Raw genomic sequence first — 22,140 nt, 5'->3', positions numbered from 1 at the left:
CGCGTGCCGCGAGCCGCGAGCCGCCGGGCGAGGACGGGTTCAGGAAGCGATCCGGTAGCCGGCTTCGGTCACGGCCGTCCTGACGATCTCAGGGTCGACCTGGCTGCCGGAGACCGTCACCTCACCGCTGGCGACGTCCACGTCGACGTCCTCTACACCGTCAACGGCGCTGACCGCGTCGGTCACCTTGTTGACGCAGGAGTTGCACGTCATGCCTTCAACGTTGATCGAGATGGTGCTCATCGACGCTCCCAAGCTAGTAAACGGAACCCCCGTACGGTATCAGAGCCGACGAAGTGGTTGCCCGACAAGGAGGAGCGCTGTGTCGGCTGCTGGGAAACTTCCAGGTCAGGACCGTACGAGTCGCCCGATCGCCGCGCTCGCCTCGGCGATCTTCGCCTCGGCCACCTCGCCGCCTTCCGCGACTGCTTCGGACACGCAGTGCTTCAAGTGCTCGTCGAGCAGGCCGAGTGACACCGCCTGCAGCGCCTTGGTCGCGGCGGCGATCTGGGTGAGCACGTCGATGCAGTACTCGTCACCCTCGACCATGCGCTGCAGGCCGCGGATCTGGCCCTCGATGCGGCGCAACCGCTTCAGGTGGTCGTCGCGGCGGTGTGCGTAGCCCGGCATGGCGAGAGTCCTTTCGGCAGGTCAACCCGAGTTCAGGATACGCGGAACGTGGTGTCGACGACGCTGCCGAACTGCGGCGGACGTGGTGGGAGTCGTCGGTCGAGGATTGCCTCTTACCCCAGGGGGGTAGTCTCTGGCGACATGGCGCGAGTCCTCACCCCGATTGTGTCGTTCGGTGGCGCCGGTCACTCGAAGGGTCACCTTTGACCTGTATACCCCTGAGGGGTATCGTCAGGGTTGAGTGAGAGGGGCATCGGATGCACGGGTACACAGCGGACAAGGACGCGGTGCTGAAACGGCTGCGTCGCGTCGAAGGGCAGGTCCGCGGCTTGCAGCGGATGGTCGAGAGCGACGAGTACTGCATCGACGTGCTCACCCAGATCGCCGCCGCGACCAAGGCGCTGCAGGCGGTGTCGCTCAACCTGCTCGACGAGCACCTCAAGCACTGCGTGGCGGATGCGCTGACGCAGGGTGGGGAGGGCGCGGAAGCCAAGGTCAATGAAGCGAGCGAGGCCATCGCACGCCTGGTGCGTTCCTGAACATCGACACGTTGACGAGGAGTAAACCCATGGCCGAGTCCACTTACACCGTCACCGGCATGACCTGTGACCACTGCGTGGCATCCGTGACCGAGGAGGTCTCGGAGATCCCCGGTGTCACCGACGTCGACGTCGACCTGGCGACGGGGGCCGTCAAGGTCACCAGTGCTGAACCTGTGGCCGAGGCGGACGTGCGTGCGGCGGTCGAGGAAGCGGGCTACGCCTTGGCGAGCTGACTCGCGCGACGCACCGGGTGACGCGGAGCGCCGGTCCGCCGGCCTCCATCATGTGTGAAGGGTATTCGCAATGAATGCAGCAGCGAAGCTCACCGCCTACGGCGTGGCGCTCGCCCTGGTCGCCGGTGGCGCCTGGGCGGCCGGGAGCGCTGTCGGTCCCTTCTCCGTCGAGGCCGCGGGCCACGACACGTCCGGCGCTGAGGGCGCCGGGCACGGGGACGACCACGGCGACGCCGTCGCGGGAGCAGAGCAGGACCAGCCGGCCGGGCTGGCATCGTCTCGGGGCGGTTACACCCTCACGCCCGTCGACACGACGCTGACCGCCGGGACCACCGACACCTTCTCCTTCCGGATCACCGGCCCCGACGGCGCGGCGGTGACCGCCTTCGACGTCGAGCACGACAAGCGGATGCACCTCATCGCGGTACGCCGCGACACCTCCGGCTTCCGGCACGTCCACCCGGAGATGGCCGCCGACGGCACCTGGGCCGTTCAACTGCCGGTGTCGGGCGCGGGCTCCTACCGGGTGTTCGCCGACTTCAAGCCCACCGGCGGCGAGGCCGTCACGCTGGGTGTCGACGTCACCGCCGCCGGGCAGTTCGAGCCGCAGCAGTACACGCCGTCGCGGGTGGCCCAGGTCGACGGCTACGAGGTGCGCTTGGACGGCGAGCTCAAGCCCGGTGAGGCGTCCCCGGTGCGGCTGACCGTGAGCAGGGGTGGCACGCCCGTCACCGACTTGGAGCCCTATCTCGGCGCCTACGGCCACCTGGTGGCCCTGCGGCAGGGTGACCTCGCCTACCTGCACGTCCACCCCGAGGGCACGCCCGGTGACAGGAAGACGGCCGCCGGGCCGGAAGTCGCGTTCGTCGCCGAGGTGCCGTCCGCGGGCGGGTACCGGCTGTTCCTGGACTTCCAGCACGGCGGTGTCGTGCGCACCGCGGAGTTCACGGTGACCACCGAAGGCATCCAGGGGCAACCCACGCCGACGTCGGCGGCCCCGTCGGCACCGGTCGAGGACGGGCACGGGGAAGAGGAAGGGCACGGACATGGCTGACACGCGGCTCGAACTCTCGATCACCGGCATGACCTGCGCCTCGTGCGCCAACCGGATCGAGCGCAAGCTCAACAAGCTCGACGGCGTGACCGCCACGGTCAACTACGCCACCGAGAAAGCGCGCGTCACCTTCCCCGACGACGTCGACCCGCAGACCTTGGTCCAGCAGGTCGAGGCCGCCGGGTACGGCGCCACGCTGCCCTCCGCCGACCCGGAACACGCCGAGGCTGCCGAGGTCGACCCCACCAGGACGCTGCGGCAGCGGCTGATCGGCTCGACCGTGCTGGCGGTGCCGGTGATCGTGCTGGCCATGGTTCCAGCGCTCCAGTTCACCTACTGGCAGTGGATCTCCCTCACTCTGGCGGCCCCGGTGCTGGTCTGGGGCGCCTGGCCGTTCCACCGGGCGGCGTGGACGAACCTGCGCCACGGCGCGGCCACCATGGACACGCTGATCTCGATGGGCACGATCGCGGCGTTCGGCTGGTCGTTGTACGCGCTGCTGTGGGGCACCGCGGGCACACCCGGCATGACGCACCCGTTCGAGCTCACCGTCCAGCGCACCGACGGCGCCGGCGCGATCTACCTGGAAGTCGCCGCCGGCGTCACCGTGTTCATCCTGGCCGGCCGCTACTTCGAGGCCCGCTCCAAGCGCCGCGCGGGCGCGGCCCTGCGAGCGCTGCTGGAACTGGGCGCCAAGGACGTCGCCGTGCTGCGCGACGGCCGCGAGGTACGCGTCCCGATCGCCGATCTGACGGTCGGTGACCGGTTCGTGGTGCGGCCCGGCGAGAAGATCGCCACGGACGGTGTGGTCGACGAGGGCAGCTCCGCGGTCGACGCGAGCATGTTGACCGGTGAGTCCGTGCCGGTCGAGGTCGGTCCCGGCGACGCCGTGGTCGGTGCGACCGTCAACGCCGGCGGACGCCTGGTCGTCAAGGCCACTCGCGTGGGCACCGACACCCAGTTGGCGCAGATGGCCAAGCTGGTCGAGGACGCCCAGGGCGGCAAGGCCGAGGCACAACGCTTGGCGGACCGCATCTCCGGCGTTTTCGTTCCCATCGTCATCGCTCTTGCCGTGGGCACGCTGGCCTTCTGGCTCGGTGCTGGTGGCGGCGTCTCCGCCGCGTTCACCGCCGCGGTGGCGGTGCTGATCATCGCCTGCCCGTGCGCCCTCGGGTTGGCCACGCCGACCGCGCTGCTGGTCGGCACCGGACGTGGCGCACAGCTCGGGATCCTGATCAAGGGGCCGGAGGTGCTGGAGTCCACCCGGCGGGTCGACACCGTCGTGCTGGACAAGACCGGCACCGTCACCACCGGCCGGATGAGCCTGGTCGCCGTGCACCCGGCCGCGGGCGTCGCGGAGGACGAAGTACTGCGCTTGGCGGGTGCGCTGGAGCACGCCTCGGAGCACCCCATCGCCAAGGCGATCGCGACCGGCGCGGCAGAACGGGTGGGGGAGCTGCCCGAGGTCGAAGGTTTCCAGAACCACGAGGGCGTGGGCGTGCAGGGCGTAGTCGACGGGCACGCGGTCGTCGTCGGCCGTGAACGCCTGCTGGCCGAGTGGTCCGTCCACCTCGACCAGGGCCTCGTCAAAGCCAAGGAAGCGGCCGAACAACGCGGCCACACCGCTGTCCTCGTCGCGTGGGACGGGCAGGCGAAGGCGGTCCTCGCGGTCGCCGACACGGTCAAGCCGACCTCGGCCGAAGCCGTCCGGCGCCTGCGCGAGCTGGGCTTGACCCCGGTCCTGCTGACCGGCGACAACGAGGCCGCCGCCCGCGCGGTCGCCGCCGAGGTCGGCATCGACGAGGTCATCGCCGAAGTCCTGCCCAAGGACAAGGTCGACGTCATCACCCGCCTCCAGGGCGAGGGCAAGGTCGTGGCCATGGTGGGCGACGGGGTGAACGATGCCGCGGCGTTGGCCAAGGCCGACCTGGGCCTCGCGATGGGCACCGGCACCGACGCCGCCATCGAGGCGAGCGACCTCACCCTGGTACGCGGCGACTTGATGGCCGCCGTCGACGCGATCAGGCTCGCCCGCCGCACTCTGAGCACCATCAAGGGCAACCTGTTCTGGGCCTTCGCCTACAACGTGGCGGCCTTGCCCCTGGCTGCCGCCGGACTGCTGAACCCGATGATCGCGGGTGCCGCCATGGCGTTCTCCAGCGTGTTCGTGGTCAGCAACAGCCTGCGCCTGCGCGGTTTCCGTGCCACCGCGCCGACCGACCAGACCGCCGGGGCTCGGACCACTGCGGAGAAGGTGCCCGCAAAGGTCGCCTGACACCCGGCGGCGGTGTGGGTCCGAAGAACTTCGGACCCACACCGCCGCCGTAACCCGCGTGACCGTACCGGCTTTCCAGCACTGGAGCCTCCCACCATGACCTGCTGGTAGCGGTGGCTCCGACACCGGTCAGCCCAACGAGGCCAACAACTCCCGGCACGCCTGCTCGCAGCGACGGCACGCCTCGGCGCAGATCCGGCAGTGCTCGTGCATGCTCGCGTGCTGCCCGCACTCGTCACCGCAGGACTTGCACGCCGTCGCGCACGCTTCGAGCAACGCACGGGTCAGGTTCGCGTCGTAGCCGGTGTGACGGGACAGCACCCGGCCGGTGGTGGTGCAGACGTCGGCGCAGTCCAGGTTGGTTCGGATGCACTTGACCAACTCGGCGACGCCGCTCTCGCCCAGACAGGCATCCGCGCACGCGGTGCACGCCTGCGCGCACTCGAAGCACGCCTCGATGCACCTCGCGAGAGCTTCTTGGTCGATACCTCCCAGGTCGGCCGGGTAGGTGCGGAGCATCTCCTGCGTCGTGGTCACCAGGACCTCCTAGTAGTCGTAGTAGATGCCTACCGGGAGTACCCACGTGCCAATCAAGCGTAACGGCCTGATGACGTGCTGTTGAACTATGCCTATAGGGGGTACTCCTATGGTGAAGCCACGATGTCGGTGGGACCGTCAGACGGGTTCACCTTGATCTGGTCACTCAGCCTTCGATGCGTCGGATGACGTTGACCGGCCCGATCGAGTCGATGTCGGCGATCTTCACGGGCACGCCCTCGGTGGACGCGTGTACCGCGCGCACTCCGTCGACGGCCATGGCGACGTGGTGCTGGTCGGAGTAGTAGATGATCAGATCGCCCGCCTTGACCTCGCTGCGGGACACCTGGCGGCCAACGCCCGCTTGGCCGTAGGTGGTGCGGGGGATGGAGACGCCGGCGGCGCGGTAGGACTGCTGCATGAGGCTGGAGCAGTCCCACTGGTCCGGGCCGTTGGCGCCGAAGACGTAGTCGTCGCCGCGCTGGGCCAGCGCGTACTCCAGCGCCCGGCCGGCGGTCCCTGCGGGCACGGCGATGCGCGACGTGTCGCCGGGGTTGGAGAGGATGGCCTTGTCGGCCGAACTGAGCTGTTGGTACTGGGCGCGTGCGTCGTCGACCTGCTTGTCCAGGTCGGATTTCCGCTGAGCGATGTCGTCCACGATCTTGGTGGCGGCGTCGGTGGCGTCCGTGGCCCGGCGTTGGGCGTCATCGGCGTCGGTGACCGCTTTGGACAGGCTCGTGAGCGTCTCCGCGTTGTCGTCCGCCAGGATGCCGAGCGCGGACATCCGGTTCAGGTAGTCCTGTTGCGAGTCGCTGACCAGCAGCGCCGAGAGCTGGTTGAACCGGGCGCCTTCGAAGCTCGCCTCGGTGAGCAGGTCGACCTGGCCGCGCAGGTGCTCCTCGGCTTGGCGCGCGCCGGTGAGGTCGCTGGTGGCTTTGCCCAACTCGGACTGCTTGGCCTTGAGGTCGTCCTGTGCGCGCAGGTGCTCCTCGTTGAGCTTCTCGGCCTGGCCTGCCAGCTCGGTGTACTTCTTGAGTGCCTCGGAGGCGTTGGAGGGCACTGCCGGATCGGCTGCCGCCTGCGGTGTGACGATGCCGGCCGAGATCACTGCGGCCGCCAACGCGGCCCGGATCGTGCGCTGAGCGGATTGGGACGACACGGACGTGCAGCCTCCTTCGAGCGGTAATCCGATTGGGTGACCCCTGGGCCTCGGACAGGCTACGGAAGGATTCGCGGTTCGTCTACTATTGCTGATAGTAGGAAGGGTGCGGTGAGCGCCGCGGGTTGTGCCGTTCAGGTCCGGGCTCAGTGACAGGCGACCAAGATCACGGCCAGTAGGCCGCCGAACGCCGCGAAGACCGGGACCGTCAAGGCTGTTGCGCAGGCTGCCCCGTACGCCAGCAGGCTGCGTGCCGAGTCCGGACGTCGATGTGGGTGGGCCAGGAGCGCCAACCTCACCTCGACCGAATCCCGACCCATCGCGAGCGCCGAGCCGGGTGCGCCGTGGCCCGACACCCTGAGCAGGGCGGCCCGGACCGCCTCGACGCCGCAGGCGCGGACCGCGGCGGCGTCCGCGGCGACCTCCACCAACTCCCGCACCACACCAGGGGTGCGCCGGAACAGGGGGAGGAACGGCAGCACGGTCGACAACGCGTCAGCCGCGGCGACGAGGAGGTGGTGCCTGCCGTTGAGATGGGCACGTTCATGGGCGAGCACGGCGTCGACCTGCTTGTCGGTCAGTCGTCGGTTGAGGCCTTCGGTGGCGACGACGACGCCCGGCGTGCCGGCCAGGCTGAACGCCAGTGGTTCGTCGTGGTCGAGCCAGAGCGTCGAAGGCGAGCCGGGTTCGTGGCGGGCCGCGACCCGGAGCACGGCGAGGTGGTCTCGACGCCTACGTGCCCGGTGCCGTGCGCCCTTGACACTCAGGACCGTGAGCCGGACCAAGAGCCCGGTCAACAACACCAGGCCGACGACGCCACCGGCGGCCTCGACGCGCGGGGCCATCCCGTGTTCGAGCGATGACCAGCACTCGTGCGCGAGTGCGAGTGCGTCCGTGCCGTGGTCCGGCAGGAGGAGCAGGGACACGGCCAGTGCGGAGGTGGTGACGACGCTCACCGCGGACGCCAGCCAGGCCAGCAGCGGGACGAGCGGGTCGGCGCCGCGCGTGACCAGGCGCAACAGTTGACGGGGCGCCAGCACCCCCATCAGACCTGCCGTCACCAGCAGTGCGGCGGCCACGGTCATGTCTTGCGCGATCTCTTCGGCAGCGCTTTGCGCAACAGTTCTGTCTCGTGCTCCGACGCGGAGCGCGCGAAGTGCAGCAGCACGCCGTCCGGGTCGCCGGAGGCGTTCACCAGTTCGCGCACCGCGTTGGCCGCGGCTTCGGCGCGGCTCGTCGTCGCTTCGTAGTGGTAGGCCTTGCCCACCAGTTCGCGCTGGACCCAGCCCTTGCGGTGGAGGTTGTCCAGTACGGTCAGGACCGTGGTGTACGCGAGTTGCTTGCCAGTGTCGAGCCGGTCGAGGACATCGCGCACCTTCACCGGCTCCGGCGCGCGCCACAGCACATCCATCACCGCTGCTTCCAGCTCGCCGAGTCCGTGCATCCCGCCCCCTCCGACCACGACATGTTACGCGGTCGAGGATGGCCCTGGAAGTCGCGGCTCCTACTAGGTCGCCTCTTGCTTCCTCGTGCCGGTGCCCGTCCCGGGTTTCCTGCGGCTTGACAACCAACTACCCCCTGGGGGTATGTTTCGATCGCTTGGCAACATACCCCTATAGGGTATGGGCAGAACAATTGGAAGGACTTGCCATGAATCCCGATCCCCGGCGCTGGTGGGCACTCGTCGTGCTCGCGGCAGCGCAGTTCATGGTCATCATGGACACCTCGATCATCGCCGTGGCGCTGCCGGACATGCAGCGCGAACTCGGTTTCACACCGGGTGGCCTCCAGTGGGTGTTCAACGCCTACGCGGTTGCGCTCGGCGGTCTGCTGCTGCTCGGCGGCAGGCTCTCCGACCTCTGGGGTGCCCGTCGGGTGTTCGCCATCGGTTGGATCACCCTCATCGTCGGCTCGGTGGTCGCCGCCGCGGCGACCGGCGCGGGCGTCGAAGTGCTCGGACGTGCGGTGCAGGGTGTCGGCGCGGCATTGATCGCACCGGCCGCGATGACGCTGCTGATGGTGCTGTTCGCCGGTCAGCCGAACGAGCTGCCCAAGGCGATGGCCTTCTACGGCGCGGCGGCACCGGCGGGCGGCACGGCGGGCGTGTTCCTCAGTGGCGTGATCACCGAGTGGCTGAGCTGGCCGTGGGTGTTCATCATCTACATCCCGATCGGTGTGCTGACCCTCGCGCTCACCCCCAAACTGCTTCCCGTCGTCCCCGGACGCAGCGGCGGCCTGGACGTCGGCGGGGCGATCGCGGTGACCGGCGGGCTCGCCCTGGTCGTCTACGCCATCGTGCAGGCTCCAGAACGTGGCTGGGCGTCGACCGCGACGCTCGTGCAGCTCGGCGCAGCGGCGGTGCTGCTGGTCGGTTTCCTGTTGCTGCAGCGTGCGGTCAGGAACCCGTTGATGCCGCTGAAGGTGTGGCGCACGCCCGACTTGGCGGCGGCGAACGTCGCGATGGCGTTGCTGGGCGCGGCGTGGATCCCGATGTGGTACTTCCTCAACCTCTACGTCCAGCAGGTGCTCGGGTTCGACTCGTTCGCCAGCGGCGCGGCGCTGCTGCCGATGACGGTGCTGATGACCGTTCTCATGACCACCGCCAGTGGACGCCTGATCGGACGGTTCGGCACCAAGCCGCTGATCGTCACCGGCCTTGCCGTGCTCGCCGCCGGCCTGGGCCTGCTGGCCACCGCCGATCCGGGCGGCAGCTTCGTCGTCGACGTGCTGCCCGGCTCGCTGATCTCGGCGGTCGGCATGGCGCTGGTCTTCATCCCGGCGACGATGGCCGCCATCGGTGGAGTCGCGCCCGACCAGGGCGGATTGGCCTCGGGCATCATCAACACCACCTACCAGATCGGCTCGGCGCTCGGCTTGGCCGCGATGACGGCGGTGGCGACGTCACAGGGCGCCGACCGGCTGGGTGACGCGGTCGCGTTGACCGACGGCTACTCGGCCGCCTTCACCGGCGCGGCGCTGGTCGCGCTGGTGGCCGCGCTGCTGGCGGCCTTCACCCTGCGCGGCCGGGTCGCCGAACCCGCCGAGCAGGTGGCGGCCAAGGTCTAGCCCGGTGGTGTGTGAACGCGCACCGGTCCGCTCCCCGCATACCCCGGACCGGGTATGCGGGGAGCATTTCCGCAGGTAAGCACTTCTCGGTCGTCGGCGCTGGCTGACGCACTACCCGTCCTAGTAGGTTCACGGTCGTAACGGCGACGTATGGAGATCAGGTGTCCGAATCGAGCAGGTTGACCGTCTGTCGGGGTTGCTGCTGCGGCACCGTGAAGAAGCACCCGGACGTCGACCACATGACGCAACTGCGCAAGTTCCGGGAGGCCGTGGGACCGCAGGCGGTCACCGTGGCCAACTGCCTGAGTTTCTGCGAGTTCTCCAACGTCGTCGTGGTCAGGCCGGCACGGGGCACCGGCGCGAGGCCGGTGTGGTTGGGTGGCGTGCTCACCAATGAGGCGGTGGACCACATCCTCGACTGGGTCGCCGCGGGCGGACCGGGTCGTGCCGAGATGCCGGCGGGCTTGACCGACCACCTGCTCGACCGACCGGCTGACGACAGCGCCGCGAGCTGAGTCTCAAGTCCCATCACGCCGGTGTCGGCTGCTGCTTGCCCTGCTGACGCCGCTGTTCCTGCTGTCGACGCCACCCGTGGCGCGTCACGCCGCGTGGCTTGTACACCGACAGCACCATGATGAGCAGCAGCACCACCGAGCCGCCGATTGAGTGCAGCAGCGTGCCGGGCAGCTCACGGGGGTCGATGCCCGAGGTCGCCGTGTCGGCCAGGTGGTGCACCGTCGAAGTCTCGATCAGGAGCACGGTCGCGGCGAAGACCGTGAGCAGTAGCTTCACCAAGATCCAATAGTGCCGGAGCAGGCCCCACGGGGTGCCCAGCGCATTGACGACGCCGATGACTGCTGATGCCATCGCAAGCGGAACGATGACGTAGGAGACCATGATCGCCATCGCGACGTAGGCGGCGCGGACCGTCTCCACGTCCTGGCCGGTGGTGGCGGTGATGTCCAGCGCGAGGTAGGCGAAGACCGCGCCCAACCACCCCACCGAGGTCGTGATGTGGGTGAGCAGCACGAACTTGCGCATACCCGGTGCGAATCTCACACCTCACCGCCGGGGGCGATCTCCTCGGCCGTGATGACGACCGCCGGGGAGACACCGGTGCCCGTGTGACGACCGGGACCGTGCCCACCCCCAAGACCGGTCAACATCAGGATCAAGACCAGCAGGACCAGGCCGCCGGCGATGACCACAAGCGCCTTCACCCAGCGCGGCACCCTAGGCGGTTTATCCGAGCTCGGTCCCTGGTCGGACGTCGGGACGGTGTCCTCGCTGGGGGGAACGGGCGGTGTGCTCACGGTGGACCTCCTCGTCGGTCCGGCAAGTTTATCGAGACACTGTGTCGATATCTAACCATACTGTCTTCAGCCTGTCGTCTCGTATACTTCGGCTGTGCCCCGGCTGTGGAACGAGACGATCGACGCGCACCGCCAAGCGGTGCACGAGGCGATCCTCAATGCCACCGCAGAACTGGTCCGCGTGCACGGTCTGCTGTCGGTGACCATGTCGAAGATCGCCGAGACCACCGGTATCGGGAGGGCTACCCTCTACAAGTACTTCCCCGACGTCGAAGCGATCCTGCACACCTGGCACCAACGGCAGGTCGAGAGCCACCTCCAGCAGCTCGCCGACATCCGAGATCGGGTAGCCGACCCCCGCGAGCGGCTCGATGCCGTTCTGCACGCCTACGCGCGCATCTCACAGGAACGCTCGTCCCACGACCGTCCCGGCCACCAACTCGCCGCGATCCTGCACCAGGGCCCACAACTCGCCCAAGCGCAGCAGCAGGTCCAAGACCTGATCAAGGACTTGCTGATCGAAGTCGCGGCGAGCGGTGACCTCCGGGACGACGTCGCACCCGACGAACTCGCCGCCTTCTGCGTGCACGCCCTCTCGGCAGCCGCGAGCCTCCGATCCGAGGCCGCTGTCCGCAGGCTCGTCACCGTCACGATCACAGGTCTGCGACCGTCATCCTGACGTAAGCCGGGACGGCTGCGGCTTCACGCTCGCCGGGTCCCCGCATCACGCCTCCGATGGAGCGTAGTAAGCGTGATGCGGGGCGCCTCGGGCTCCGCCGACGGTCAGCCGGCCGCGAGCAGTCCCTGCATCTCGGTGATCTCGGTCTGCTGCGAGTCGATGATCTGCTGCGCGAGCTTCTTGGCGTCGGGGTTGTTGCCCTGCTGGAGTTCCAGCTTGGACATGTCGATCGCGCCCTGGTGGTGCTTGATCATCATGTCCAGGAACATCCTGTCGAAGTCGGCGTCCTTGGCCTGCTCCAGCAGGTCCATCTCGGCGTCGCTCATGCCGGCCATGTCCGAGCCGTGATCCATGCCCGGCATGCCCGTGGTGTGCACCTCGGCGCCCCAGGCGTTCAGCCACTCGGTCATGGTCTTGATCTCGGGATCCTGGGCCTTCTCGATGCGTGACGCGAGGTCGAGCACCTTGGTGTTGGACGTCCCGCCCTCGGCGAGCTTGGCCATCTCGATCGCGCCCTGGTGATGGGGGATCATGCCCTGCGCGAACGCGATGTCGGCGTCGTTGTGCTCGCCCGACGGCGCGGCGGCAGCACTGGTGGGGCTTGTGGAACTGGTGGTTCCAGTCATGCTGCCCATGTCGTGGCCGCCGGAGCCGGAGTTGCCGCACCCGGCGAGCACGAGTCCGGTGGTCAGGACGGCAAGCGCCGTCCCGACCAGGTTCTTCCTGGTCATGATGTCCTCCGCGGTGTTAAGTCCAGTCGGATGCGCGGCGTCGCGTCAACGTCCTCGGAGGACGTCACGCGCCGCCTGTCACAGCCGCAGGACGCAGAGTTCGGCCAGTCGCGCTGGTGCGCCGCCCGGTCTAGGAGGAGGGGATCGCGGTCGTGCCGCTCGCATCGACAGCGAACTGAGGTGCTCCGTGACGGTCCGGCCCCGCAGGGCTGCCATGGCGAGTGTCAAGCCGAGTGCCGCGCACAGGATCGCCAGGCACAAGTGCAGCATGTCGTGCTGCCCGGTCGGTGCCGGAATGTGCTCTTCGGACGCATGGTCGCAGCAGTCGACCACCGCCGCGGCTGCCGAAGCGGTCGTCGCGTGGACGGCCGGCTCCTGCGTGCCGAGGTGGTGCATGCCGACCACGGCGAACGCGACAGCCCACACCAGTGCCCATTGCGAGGTCCGGGTGCGGAAGCGGCGGAGCACGCTCCCACGATACACAAATGTCCTATCGTGGATAGTTGTCAGGGTGCTCGGTCGGCTCGGCGGTTCTCCGTCGGGTACGGCCACGTGTTCGACTTGCACACCTTGCCGGCGGCGACCAACTCCAGCGCTGAGGCGGACACGCCCATCACCAGTTCCGTGACGAAAGTGACGAGCCCAGAACTGCGGCTATCCACAACCTGTTGATGTGCTTGCCGCCGCCACTGTCCGCCTGGGCGGGGGAGGTGCCATGGCGGTGCCCGTGTCCCATCGGTGCTCCCTTCGAGAAGTCATCGAGATATTGCGACTTATGCATGTATGAAACTTGGCACCGACGACATACAGGCGTACGGCTTGCCGGGCGTTAACCTGTGCCGATGGTTCACCCAACGCCCCGCGAGCCCGTGGTCGTGGAACCCGTTGTCAACCGGGAGAAGTTGCTGGAGCTGCTTGCGTTGGAGGTGGAGTACTCCACCCTGGACTTCAAGTCTCGTTTGGATCTCGGCGACAAGCGCGATGTGGTGGAGTTGGCTAAAGACATCGGGGCGATGTCGATGCGCGGCGGCTACCTCGTGATCGGAGTGGATGGTCACGGGAAGCCGACCGGTGAGCTGACCGCAGAGCAAGCGGCCCGCTTCGACGAGGCGCAGTTGCGTCCAAAGCTGCTCAAGTGGCTGCCGGACGAACTGAAGATCGCCTCCCAGGTGCACGAACTGGACGGCCGTCAAGTCGTCCTGCTGCAGGTCTCACCGCACCCCGCGGGCTGTGCCTTCTTCCGCGCCGACGGTCAGTACGACGGCGGTGGGAAGACGTCGAAGGTCGTGTTCCGCGAAGGCGAGGTGTTCTTTCGCGACGGGACGCAGAGCGTCAGGCTCGACCAGCGCGGACTGGAGCAGGTCATCCGCCAGCGGGTCGAGCGCGAACGCGGCGAGTGGGAGAACCAACACGCGCAGAGCTACCGGCGGCTCGCCGATGAACTGCGGACGGGCGCGGCCGGACAGCGCGTGGCGCGGGGTCCGGCGGTCGAGTTCAACCTCGCTTTGGAGCCCGAGGTGTTGATCGAGGCCGCGATAGAGTTGCTGCGCGCAGACGACGACATCCCGTTGCGACGCCTGCTGGGCCGTGCTGTGCCGGAGAGCCGGACGCGCTTCACCGCTGAGGATCAGGAGGGACTCTCCGGTATCCTTAACCGGCTCGCTGGCCTGGCCGTGACGTTCCTGGAGCTGGACCGGTCCGAATGGGCAGCACGGGTCGTGGACACCCTGGTGTCGATCTACGAACTGGGGTTCGAGAACGTCCCTCCCATCTATAACGACCCTCCGCCGCGATCAGCGGCGTTGTGGCTCGCGATCGTCGAGCGTGTGGTGGCGCTCGGCGCCTTCGCCGTGCGGATTGAGAACTGGGAGGCGGTCCGGTACATCGCGTCGCGGCGGCCCGAGGGCATGGACAAGGTCTACAAGACCTGGCTCAGGCACGCGTCCACGATGGCGGCCCGAGCTGAGCTGTACCCGCCCCGAGAGGTTGATGCGGTGGGTATCTTGCTGAGCCTCGCCCGCGAGGTGGTGCGTCAGGTGGGCCCACTACGTCCGGACGCCGGCCCCGATGACGACAAGATCCTCACCAGCCTCGCCCGCTTCGACTTCCTGGCGGCACTCGTCAGCCTGGCTGACAGCGGCAACGGTCTGTACCCGCATTTCGCCCGGTTCGACGGCGCACGGGTCGAGCCCGTCGTCCAGCGACTGCTTCAGGACTCCGGGATGCGAACGACGATCTACCCGGGCGACGACCGGCACCTGGCCGCCGCACTGCGCGAGATCAACAGTTCTGCGCAGCAGGTGGCCTTCCTGCACGGTGGCTGGGACGGGTACCCGGCGGAGGTGAACGCCTTCATCGCCCGGCACGGCGATGACGAACGTTGACCGTAACGCTCGGTGAACGCTCTCCGATCTTCCTGGCGACGTGGATTCGCGAGTCGTGTCGTCCGGTGGTGCTCCAACTGGCAGAATCGCGCTGTTCAGCCCAGTTCGCGAGCCGGGTCCTGGTTGATGTCGGCGGGCGCTCTCGGAGTGCGGAGGAGGTGCTGGGTGAAGGACCGACTCGCCTACTGGTGGTTCCGGTACGGTGCCGAACTGGCCCTGCACGCGAAGAAGGCCACCGCCTTCCAGGATCACTTCAACGATGTGATGGAAGCCGTGTACGGCAGCGACTTCGTCCGCGTCCGCCCTGCCGGCAAGGATGGCGACCGCAAGTGCGACGGGTACCAGCAGTCGACCGACACGGTCTTCCAGGTCTACGCCCCGTCGCGGATCGACCTCGCGAAGTGGGTCAGCAAGATCAAGGAGGACTTCGCCGGCGCGAAGGACCAGTGGCCCTCGATGAAGTCCTGGATCTTCGTGCACAACCAGCACGACGGCCTCCCGCCGGACACGCTGCAGGCACTGCTCAAGATCAAGGAAGACAACCCCTCCTTGGTCATTGACCAGTGGCCGCCCAGCCACCTGCTGGGACTGACGGCCGACCTGTCGGAAGAGCAGCTCATCAGGGTGTTCGGACACCCGCCGCGTGAGCACGAGATGCGCGCTCTCGACCGCGGCGACATCGCCGATGCCGTCGCCGGCCTCGCGCTCCACAGCGGCTCCTGGACACCCGGTGCCGTCGACCTGCCGGTAGTGGACCCGGGCAAGCTCGACTACAACGAGCTGTCCGAATACCCACGGCGGATGATCACCGCCGGCATCGCCCAAGCCCGCATGGTCGAGGGCTACTTCGACCACAATCCGGACCCGACGTTGCGCGACCGCGTCGGCATGTTGATGAGAGTGGAGTGGCTCAAGCTTCAGAAACAGGGCACGGCGGGTGACGAGGCGTTCGGGCTGCTCTACGACCGCGTCGCGGCCCACACCCAGGGCTCACGGGAGGCGACCGCCTCACTTGCGTTGCTGGCGTTCCTGTTCGAGTCCTGCGATATCTTCGAAAACCCGCCCGCGGACTGGTCGGGGACGGCGGCGTGATCACCCCGACCAAGGGCGTGCGGCCGGAACGCTCCCTGCTCTACATCGGTGGGCAGATCCTGAGCGACCTGGACCGCCCGACCACCGTCAGCGGAGCCTGGGAGGCCCTCGCCCGACGACGTCGGCTGCACGGGCAGGAAGCGACGGTGACCTTCGACTGGTTCGTCCTCGCTTTGGACCTGCTGCGCGCTCTGGGAACCATCCGGTTGCAGGACGGCTTGATCGTGAAGGTGGGCAAGTCGTGATCCACGAAGTCACCAGCAGCCTGCCCAAGTTCAAAGGGCTGCGGTTCAAGCCCGGTTTGAACATCGTGTTGGCCGATCGCACCGACAAGTCCGAGCAGACCGACACCCGCAACGGCAGCGGCAAGAGCAGCCTGGTGGAAATCCTGCACCACCTGCTCGGCGGCAAGGCCGAGCCCAAGAGCGTGTTCCGGATGCCGCCCCTGGACGAGCACTGGTTCGAGATGACCTTCGACCTGGCGGGTCAGCGCATCCGGGTCCGACGGGACGGCGCGACTCCCGGCAAGGTCACCGTCGCGACCCTCACCACCGACAGCGAGTACGAGGAGACCATCAGCAACGAGCAGTGGAAGCGCAGGCTCGCCACGCGGGTCTTCGGCCTGTCCGAGGAAGGCGACTGGGCGCCCTCGTTCCGCTCGTGCATCAGCTACTTCCTGAGACGGCAGTCCGCCGGCGGGTTCCAGACCCCGACGAAGCACTTCAGCCAGCAGATGACCTGGGATGTCCAGGTCAACCTGTCGTTCCTGCTGGGGCTCGACGTCGAACTACCCCGCGCGTGGCAACGACTGCGGGAACGCGAGCGGCAGATGGACACCCTTCGCAAGGCCGCCCAGGGCGGCGCGCTGGGTGAGTTCGTCGGGAACTCCGGCGAACTGGCCAGCGAACTCGCCGGAGCCGAGGACGAGCTGAACACACTCGCCGCGGCCATCGCCGACTTCACCGTCATCCCGGCCTACACCACCGTCGAGGTCGAGGTCACGCGCCTCGGACAGCAGATCCGCGCGCTCAACAACCAGATGGTCTCCGACCGCGAGTACCTGGCGCAGTTGGAAAGCTCGTTCGACGAGGTCGAGGGAGCACGGCCCACCGGGCTCGCCGAGCTGTACGCCGCGGCCGAGGTCCAGCTGCCCGAGGTCGCGCTGGCCGCGTACGACGAGGTGCAGGCGTTCCACGACTCCGTCATCGCCAACCGGCGGCAGTACCTCGCCGCCGAGATCCGACGGATCACCAACGAGCTGGCGACGAACACCGCCGAACGGGACCGGCTCGCGGAGCAGCGGTCGGATGGACTCAGGTTGCTCGCCAGTGGTGGTGCCGCCGAGACGCTGTTCGAGCTCCAGCGGGATGTGGCCAGGCGTCAGGTCCGGGTCGAGCAGCTGCGGCAACGCTACGAGAACGCGGTCGCACTGGAATCCCAGCAGGGTGAACTGCGGCTGGAGCGCCAACGGCTCGCGGCCGCGCTGACCCGGGACCTCGCTGAGCGCCAGCAGGTGCTCAGCCCGGTGTTCGTCACCTTCGAGCGACTGTCCCAGCGCCTCTACGCCGATCAGCACCACGGACGACTGATCATCAACGCCACCGACAACGGCCCCGAGATCACTGCCACCATCCCCGGGGGCCGCAGCAAGGGCATCACCAACATGCAGGTCTACTGCTTCGACATGGACCTGGTGACGTTGTGGGCACGGCGCGGGCGGGGGCCTGGCTTCCTGGTGCACGACAGCCACCTCTTCGACGGGGTCGACGAACGTCAGCGCGCCACGGCCCTGCAACTGGGCGCTGAGCTCGCCGACGCCGAGGAGTTCCAGTACATCGTCACGCTCAACAGCGACGAAACCCCGGCGGAGCTGCCCAACGGCCGTCCCATCGACGACTTCGTCCTCCCGCAACGCCTCACGGACTACGGTGAAGACGGCGGGCTCTTCGGACTGAAGTTCTGACCAGGCGGCCGATGCTGCCGCTTCAGCGGTTCCCCGTCGGGTACGGCCACGCGTTCGGCTTGCACACCTTGCCGTCCGCGACCACGCGGTCGGTGCCGAGAGCGGCAAGGTAGTCGTTGGAGACGCCCCAGGACTGCTGCATCATGACCGGCGCCAGCGCACCGGTCTCCTGGCACGGTTTGTGGTTGTAGCCGAGGCCGTGACCGACCTCGTGGTTGATCACGTACTGCTTGTACTCGACCAGCACGCCCTGGAACGACACGGCTCCGCGCACCCAGCGCGCGACGTTGATGGTCACGACCTCGGTGGTGGCGCACGACCCCTCGTGCGGGATCGAGAAGCCGCAGACGTCACGCGTCGTCAGCTGCGACGTGAGCCTGATGCGCAGGTCCGGTTTGCCGGTGTCCACGCGCTGGAACCCGTGCTGTCCGTCGCCGATCCACCCCCGTGGATCGGCGAGGATGCTCATGACGTCGGTGGCGAACCCCTCCAGGCCACCAGTCACCTGCACGCCCTCTTCGACTTCGATCGTGTAGGTGATCAGGTTCGCTCCACCGATAGCGGGGGCAGTGCCGGGAACCACCGCCCACTGCTTGTTCCCCTGAGCGGTGAACTCCCCGCCGGGCGGCAGTTCGGCCGATGCGGTGGCCGCGTGGAACAGCGCCGGGTCGGGGTTCGGCGCGGGGGGGAGTTCGTGACTGAGAAGCGCCACCACCGCCCTCAGGCCCTTCGGACGTCGAAGGTGTCACGCCCTGCATCTGCGGGTTGGGCGGGTCAACGGTCTCGCGCACGACGAAGACGGTCAGCCCGGCGAGCAGCAACACGCTCGCCACCGTCGCGACGCTGTTCCGGGGCGAACGCTTGCGCGGCTTGATGGCCTTCCGATCGGCGGCTGGTCGCGGACGGGCGACGAGGGGTTCGTCAGCGCGCCGTTTCAGGTCCCGTTTGGCGCGTTCGCGGAGCTGCGGCTTCATCGTGGCTCAGGATCGCATACCGATCTACGATGATTCATAGTAGGGCGTGCGGGTGGTGGTGATGAGTTCACCGAGCAGGGTGGCCGCGTCACGGCCGACCCAACCGAGCAGCGCCGAACCGCGGTTGCGTTGGAAGGGGAGGCCCAGGAAGTAGAGGCCGGGGGTCGGGCTGACGCCCGCGGTCTGCTGAGGCCAACCGTCGGTGCCCACCGCACCCGGGATGTCCAGCCAGCTGTAGTCCGCCCGGTACCCAGTTGCCCACACCACGGTCGTCGGGGCGATGTCGTGGCCATCGGCGGTGTGGATCCGGTCTTCGCGCACCGAGGTGACGCGGTTGCGCACGAGTACCCCTTGGCGACGCAGTCGCCGGAGGCTGGCGCCGATCAGCGGGTCGCGTTCGCGCAGGCGGCGGCCGAGACGGGTGTCGGCGGGAACCCGCATGACGCCGAGCGACTCCAGCCACGTGAACAGGTCGCGGCCGAGCAGGCGTTGTGGAAGGGCCGGTTGCCGGGCACCGACCGCCAGGGTCACCCGGTGGGTGCGGGCGAGTTCTTCGGCGATCTGCACGCCGGAGTTCCCGGCGCCCACGACGAGCACCGGACCGCTCGGCAGTCGGCCGGGGTTGCGGTAGTCGGCCGTGTGAATCTGGGTGATTCCCGAGTTCAACCGCTGTCCGAAAGGAGGGACAGCGGGGCGCTGGAAGGGGCCGGTGGCCACCACGACTGCCCGTGCGGTGTGGGTCGCGTGGTCGGTGAGGACCTGGAACCGTCCGTCTTCGGTCCTCGACAACCGGCGAACGGCGGCGCCCAGTCGAACAGGCAGGCTGAAGCGCCGCGCGTAGGCGGCGAGGTAGTCGGCGACCTCGTCCTTGCCGGGCATGTGGTCGGCGGGACCGGGAAATGGTAGGCCCGGCAGCCCGCTGTGCCGGGCTGGGGTGAACAGCCGCAGGGAGTCCCAGCGGCGGCGCCACGACGAGCCGATCTCCGCGGCGGCGTCGAGGATGAGGAAGTCCTGTCCGGCGGCGGCCAGCGCTTGGCCCATGGCGAGCCCGGCCTGGCCGCCGCCGATGACCAGGGTGTCGTGGCTGGTCTCAGCAGGCATCGCAGCAGCCGGAACCGTTCTGCTTCGACGGGCCCGCGACCGTGAGGCTGAGCGGTTGTGGGGTGGACGGCAGGGCGGTGGTGACCTCGGGCAGTGATGTGGTCCTGGCCGCGCGGATGGCGTTGAGGATGATCAGGACTTCGGCCGCTTCGTGCACGAAGACCACGGTGGCCAGGCCGAGCACGCCGAACGCGGCCAGCGGGATGAGCACGCCGATGATCGCCAGGGAGAGGCCCACGTTCTGCAACATCACCCGCCGGGCGTGGCGGGCGTGCGCGAGGACTTGCGGCAGGTGGCGCAGATCCTCGCCCATCAACGCGACGTCGGCGGTCTCGATGGCCACGTCGGTGCCCATGGCGCCCATCGCGATGCCCACGTCGGCGGTGGCCAGGGCCGGCGCGTCGTTGACGCCGTCACCCACCATGGCGATGCGGCGGCCGTTGCGGAGCTCACTGAGCAGAGCGGCTTTGTCCTCGGGCAGGAGTTCGGCGTGCACGGTGCCGATCCCCGCTTGGGTGGCCAGCGCGGTGGCGGTGCGAGTGTTGTCGCCGGTGACCATCGCGGTGCTGATGCCCAGGCCACTCAGTCGACCGATGACCTCGGGAGCCTCAGGACGCAGCTCGTCGCGCACCGCGATGGCACCGAGGACGACGTCGTCCTGCTCGATCAACACGACGGTGGCTCCCGCTTGCTGCAGCCGTTCGACATCGTGGGCCAGCGGGCCGGGATCGATCCACCCGGGCTTGCCCAGCCGCACGGAGGATCCGTCGACGCGGCCGGTGAGCCCGTGTCCGGGCACGGCGGTGACGTCGATGGCCGGTTGCCCGCTGTCCGCGGCGGCCAGGATCGCGCGGGCCAACGGGTGCTCGCTGCGCGCCTCCAGCGCCGCGGCCGTCGCCAGAACTCCGGTCGACGTCGCGTCACCGGTGGGGAGGACCTCCACCACCTGCGGGGCGTTGCGGGTCAGCGTGCCGGTCTTGTCGAGGGCCACGGTGCCGATGCGGCCGAGCTCCTCCAGCGCCGCGCCGCCCTTCACCAATGCGCCCTGCTTGCTCGCCGCACCCACCGCGGCGACCACGGTCAGCGGGATGGAGATCGCCAGCGCACACGGCGACGCGGCGACCAGCACCACCAGCGCGCGTTCCAGCCACACCAGCGGATCACCGACCACCGCACCGATCCCGGCGATGAGCGCGGCCAGGACCATGATCGCGGGCACCAGGGGACGGGCGATGCGGTCGGCCAACCGTTGCCCGCCGCCCTTGCGGTCCTGGGCTTCCTCGACGATGTGCACGATGCGCGCCAGCGACGAGTCGGACGCCCGGGCGGTGACCTCGACCTCGATCGCGCCGCCGCCGTTGATCGCACCCGCGTGCACCACGTCACCGGCGCCTGCCTCGACCGGCATCGACTCCCCGGTGATCGCAGACAGGTCCAGGTTGGTGCGACCGGCCCAGATCACGCCGTCGGTCGCCGCGCGTTCACCGGGTCGTAGCACCATCCGGTCGCCGACCACGATGTCGTCCGGCGCGAGCTGCACCTCGACGCCGTCCCGCAGGACCGACGCGGTCGGCGGCACCAGGCCGAGCAGGGCCCGCAGGCCGCGGCGGGTGCGGGCGATCGCGTAGTGCTCCAGGCCCTCCGCGATGGAGAACAGCACTCCGAGCATCGCGGCCTCGGTGACCTGCCCCAACGCGACCGCGCCGATCGCCGCGATCGTCATCAGCGTGCCGACCCCGACCCGACGGCGACGCAGCAGGTTGCGCAACGTGCCCGGCACGAACGAAGCGGCGCCCACGACGGCGGAGGCCAGCACCAACCCGTCGCCCACTCGCTCCGCACCCGTCGACGACAACCACCAGCCGACGGCCAGCAGCACGGCGGCCACGGCCGCCAACTGCAGTTCGCGGATCTGCCACCAACGCTCAGGCTCGTGGTTCTCGTGCGTCTCCGCTTCCGGCGCATCCACGGCGGTGCTCGACTTCGGTGTGTCCTGCGGTCCACAGCATGCGTCAGCCACAGCTCACCCCTCCACAGCGCTGGGTACGGTGGAAGCGACCCGGTCCCCGAGGACGGCGACGACGAGAGCTCGACCTCGCGCGGTGAGCGCGTACATCACCAACCGCCCGTCACGACGAGCCGTTACCAGTCCGGCGATCTTGAGTTGCCGCAGGTGGTGCGACGTGAGGTTCTGCGCCGTCCCGACCACCCAGGACGCGTCGCACACGCACAACTCGCCTCCGGCGAACAGGGCGGCGGCGATCGTCAACCGAGTCGGATCGCTCAACGCCCGCGCTGCTGCCGCCGCCTGCTCCACGGCGGGCAACTCCGGCAGCCCGGTCCGGATCTCCTCCGCGTGCGGCAGGTCGAGGCACAGCAGGTCACAGGCATCACGTTCCGTTGTCAC

The 22,140-nt window shown here is 68.7% G+C and carries 25 protein-coding genes; 11 read left to right on the top strand and 14 right to left on the bottom strand.

Features of this window, described 5'->3' with window-relative positions; genetic code table 11:
* Positions 1-39: 39 nt before the first annotated feature.
* Both EDD40_RS12745 and EDD40_RS12740 read right to left on the bottom strand, forming a co-directional pair.
* The gene (locus EDD40_RS12745) at positions 40-243 is read right to left on the bottom strand and encodes a heavy-metal-associated domain-containing protein (protein WP_123743085.1); all 204 of its coding nucleotides are present in this window, start codon (positions 241-243) and stop codon (positions 40-42) included.
* 105 nt (positions 244-348) lie between these two features.
* Positions 349-630 carry a metal-sensitive transcriptional regulator gene (locus tag EDD40_RS12740; protein WP_123743084.1) on the bottom strand — a complete coding sequence of 94 codons (282 nt, stop codon included), beginning with the start codon at positions 628-630 and terminating at the stop codon, positions 349-351.
* 257 nt (positions 631-887) lie between these two features.
* On the opposite strand from EDD40_RS12740, the gene EDD40_RS12735 reads away from it, so the two are divergent.
* The 4 genes from EDD40_RS12735 (at position 888) to EDD40_RS12720 (ending at position 4,734) form a co-directional block, all read left to right on the top strand.
* Positions 888-1,169, top strand: a complete 282-nt coding sequence (locus tag EDD40_RS12735; RefSeq protein WP_123743083.1) for a metal-sensitive transcriptional regulator — start codon at positions 888-890, stop codon at positions 1,167-1,169.
* Between the two features lie 29 nt (positions 1,170-1,198).
* On the top strand, positions 1,199-1,405 hold the full coding sequence (locus EDD40_RS12730) for a heavy-metal-associated domain-containing protein (protein ID WP_123743082.1): 207 nt from the start codon (positions 1,199-1,201) through the stop codon (positions 1,403-1,405).
* A 70-nt stretch (positions 1,406-1,475) separates the two neighbouring features.
* Complete coding sequence (locus EDD40_RS12725; protein WP_123743081.1) at positions 1,476-2,459, top strand: hypothetical protein; 984 nt, start codon at positions 1,476-1,478, stop codon at positions 2,457-2,459.
* Positions 2,452-4,734: a heavy metal translocating P-type ATPase gene (locus EDD40_RS12720; protein WP_123743080.1), complete on the top strand. Its 2,283-nt coding sequence runs from the start codon at positions 2,452-2,454 to the stop codon at positions 4,732-4,734. The genes EDD40_RS12725 and EDD40_RS12720 overlap by 8 nt, the downstream gene beginning before the upstream one ends.
* 129 nt (positions 4,735-4,863) lie before the next feature.
* Here the strand turns inward: EDD40_RS12720 and EDD40_RS12715 are convergent, their stop codons facing one another.
* The 4 genes from EDD40_RS12715 to EDD40_RS12700 all read right to left on the bottom strand — a co-directional run bounded on the left by EDD40_RS12715 (position 4,864) and on the right by EDD40_RS12700 (position 7,874).
* On the bottom strand, positions 4,864-5,271 hold the full coding sequence (locus tag EDD40_RS12715; protein ID WP_170185052.1) for a four-helix bundle copper-binding protein: 408 nt from the start codon (positions 5,269-5,271) through the stop codon (positions 4,864-4,866).
* 166 nt (positions 5,272-5,437) lie between these two features.
* Entirely contained in the window at positions 5,438-6,430 is a 993-nt protein-coding gene (locus EDD40_RS12710) for a C40 family peptidase (protein WP_123743078.1), read from the bottom strand.
* Positions 6,431-6,576: 146 nt separating this feature from the next.
* Complete coding sequence (locus EDD40_RS12705) at positions 6,577-7,515, bottom strand: M56 family metallopeptidase (protein ID WP_123743077.1); 939 nt, start codon at positions 7,513-7,515, stop codon at positions 6,577-6,579.
* The gene (locus EDD40_RS12700) at positions 7,512-7,874 is read right to left on the bottom strand and encodes a BlaI/MecI/CopY family transcriptional regulator (protein WP_123743076.1); all 363 of its coding nucleotides are present in this window, start codon (positions 7,872-7,874) and stop codon (positions 7,512-7,514) included. Before EDD40_RS12700 ends, EDD40_RS12705 begins: the two co-directional genes overlap by 4 nt.
* 206 nt (positions 7,875-8,080) lie before the next feature.
* Between EDD40_RS12700 and EDD40_RS12695 the strand changes: the two genes are divergently transcribed.
* Both EDD40_RS12695 and EDD40_RS12690 read left to right on the top strand, forming a co-directional pair.
* Positions 8,081-9,496 carry an MFS transporter gene (locus EDD40_RS12695; RefSeq protein ID WP_123743075.1) on the top strand — a complete coding sequence of 472 codons (1,416 nt, stop codon included), beginning with the start codon at positions 8,081-8,083 and terminating at the stop codon, positions 9,494-9,496.
* A 212-nt stretch (positions 9,497-9,708) separates the two neighbouring features.
* Positions 9,709-10,011 carry a (2Fe-2S) ferredoxin domain-containing protein gene (locus tag EDD40_RS12690; RefSeq protein WP_246037624.1) on the top strand — a complete coding sequence of 101 codons (303 nt, stop codon included), beginning with the start codon at positions 9,709-9,711 and terminating at the stop codon, positions 10,009-10,011.
* A 13-nt stretch (positions 10,012-10,024) separates the two neighbouring features.
* Here EDD40_RS12690 and EDD40_RS12685 read toward each other — a convergent pair whose 3' ends face one another.
* Together EDD40_RS12685 and EDD40_RS41660 are read right to left on the bottom strand one after the other, a co-directional pair.
* A complete protein-coding gene (locus EDD40_RS12685) occupies positions 10,025-10,537 on the bottom strand; it encodes a DUF2269 domain-containing protein (RefSeq protein WP_123743073.1) in 513 nt (170 codons plus the stop codon).
* A 14-nt stretch (positions 10,538-10,551) separates the two neighbouring features.
* Positions 10,552-10,716, bottom strand: a complete 165-nt coding sequence (locus tag EDD40_RS41660) for a hypothetical protein (protein ID WP_170184861.1) — start codon at positions 10,714-10,716, stop codon at positions 10,552-10,554.
* 187 nt (positions 10,717-10,903) lie between these two features.
* Here EDD40_RS41660 and EDD40_RS12680 point away from each other — a divergent pair, with 187 nt between their 5' ends.
* On the top strand, positions 10,904-11,488 hold the full coding sequence (locus tag EDD40_RS12680; RefSeq protein ID WP_123743072.1) for a TetR/AcrR family transcriptional regulator: 585 nt from the start codon (positions 10,904-10,906) through the stop codon (positions 11,486-11,488).
* A 104-nt stretch (positions 11,489-11,592) separates the two neighbouring features.
* On the opposite strand, the gene EDD40_RS12675 is transcribed toward EDD40_RS12680, so the two are convergent.
* Positions 11,593-12,219 (bottom strand): DUF305 domain-containing protein, encoded by a 627-nt coding sequence (locus tag EDD40_RS12675; protein ID WP_123743071.1) that lies wholly within the window; start codon positions 12,217-12,219, stop codon positions 11,593-11,595.
* Positions 12,220-12,297: 78 nt separating this feature from the next.
* Entirely contained in the window at positions 12,298-12,687 is a 390-nt protein-coding gene (locus EDD40_RS12670) for a DUF6153 family protein (RefSeq protein ID WP_123743070.1), read from the bottom strand.
* A gap of 407 nt (positions 12,688-13,094) precedes the next feature.
* Here EDD40_RS12670 and EDD40_RS12665 point away from each other — a divergent pair, with 407 nt between their 5' ends.
* The 4 genes from EDD40_RS12665 to EDD40_RS12650 all read left to right on the top strand — a co-directional run bounded on the left by EDD40_RS12665 (position 13,095) and on the right by EDD40_RS12650 (position 17,658).
* Entirely contained in the window at positions 13,095-14,603 is a 1,509-nt protein-coding gene (locus tag EDD40_RS12665) for an ATP-binding protein (RefSeq protein ID WP_170185051.1), read from the top strand.
* Between the two features lie 165 nt (positions 14,604-14,768).
* Positions 14,769-15,695, top strand: coding sequence for an ABC-three component system protein (locus tag EDD40_RS12660; RefSeq protein ID WP_123743068.1), 927 nt, complete (start codon positions 14,769-14,771; stop codon positions 15,693-15,695).
* Positions 15,692-15,940 carry an ABC-three component system middle component 6 gene (locus tag EDD40_RS12655; protein WP_123743067.1) on the top strand — a complete coding sequence of 83 codons (249 nt, stop codon included), beginning with the start codon at positions 15,692-15,694 and terminating at the stop codon, positions 15,938-15,940. Before EDD40_RS12660 ends, EDD40_RS12655 begins: the two co-directional genes overlap by 4 nt.
* Positions 15,937-17,658, top strand: coding sequence for a DUF2326 domain-containing protein (locus EDD40_RS12650; RefSeq protein ID WP_123743066.1), 1,722 nt, complete (start codon positions 15,937-15,939; stop codon positions 17,656-17,658). Before EDD40_RS12655 ends, EDD40_RS12650 begins: the two co-directional genes overlap by 4 nt.
* A gap of 22 nt (positions 17,659-17,680) precedes the next feature.
* Here the strand turns inward: EDD40_RS12650 and EDD40_RS12645 are convergent, their stop codons facing one another.
* The 4 genes from EDD40_RS12645 to EDD40_RS12630 all read right to left on the bottom strand — a co-directional run bounded on the left by EDD40_RS12645 (position 17,681) and on the right by EDD40_RS12630 (position 22,140).
* Positions 17,681-18,370 (bottom strand): DUF3152 domain-containing protein, encoded by a 690-nt coding sequence (locus tag EDD40_RS12645; protein WP_170185050.1) that lies wholly within the window; start codon positions 18,368-18,370, stop codon positions 17,681-17,683.
* 286 nt (positions 18,371-18,656) lie between these two features.
* Complete coding sequence (locus EDD40_RS12640) at positions 18,657-19,733, bottom strand: flavin-containing monooxygenase (protein WP_123743064.1); 1,077 nt, start codon at positions 19,731-19,733, stop codon at positions 18,657-18,659.
* Positions 19,723-21,702 (bottom strand): heavy metal translocating P-type ATPase, encoded by a 1,980-nt coding sequence (locus EDD40_RS12635; RefSeq protein WP_246037623.1) that lies wholly within the window; start codon positions 21,700-21,702, stop codon positions 19,723-19,725. The genes EDD40_RS12640 and EDD40_RS12635 overlap by 11 nt, the downstream gene beginning before the upstream one ends.
* A gap of 54 nt (positions 21,703-21,756) precedes the next feature.
* A complete protein-coding gene (locus EDD40_RS12630) occupies positions 21,757-22,140 on the bottom strand; it encodes an ArsR/SmtB family transcription factor (protein WP_123743062.1) in 384 nt (127 codons plus the stop codon).

It is taken from the genome of Saccharothrix texasensis (assembly GCF_003752005.1).
In the GTDB taxonomy this organism is placed as follows: domain Bacteria; phylum Actinomycetota; class Actinomycetes; order Mycobacteriales; family Pseudonocardiaceae; genus Actinosynnema; species Actinosynnema texasense.
This window is presented reverse-complemented; position numbering and strand designations above follow the sequence as displayed.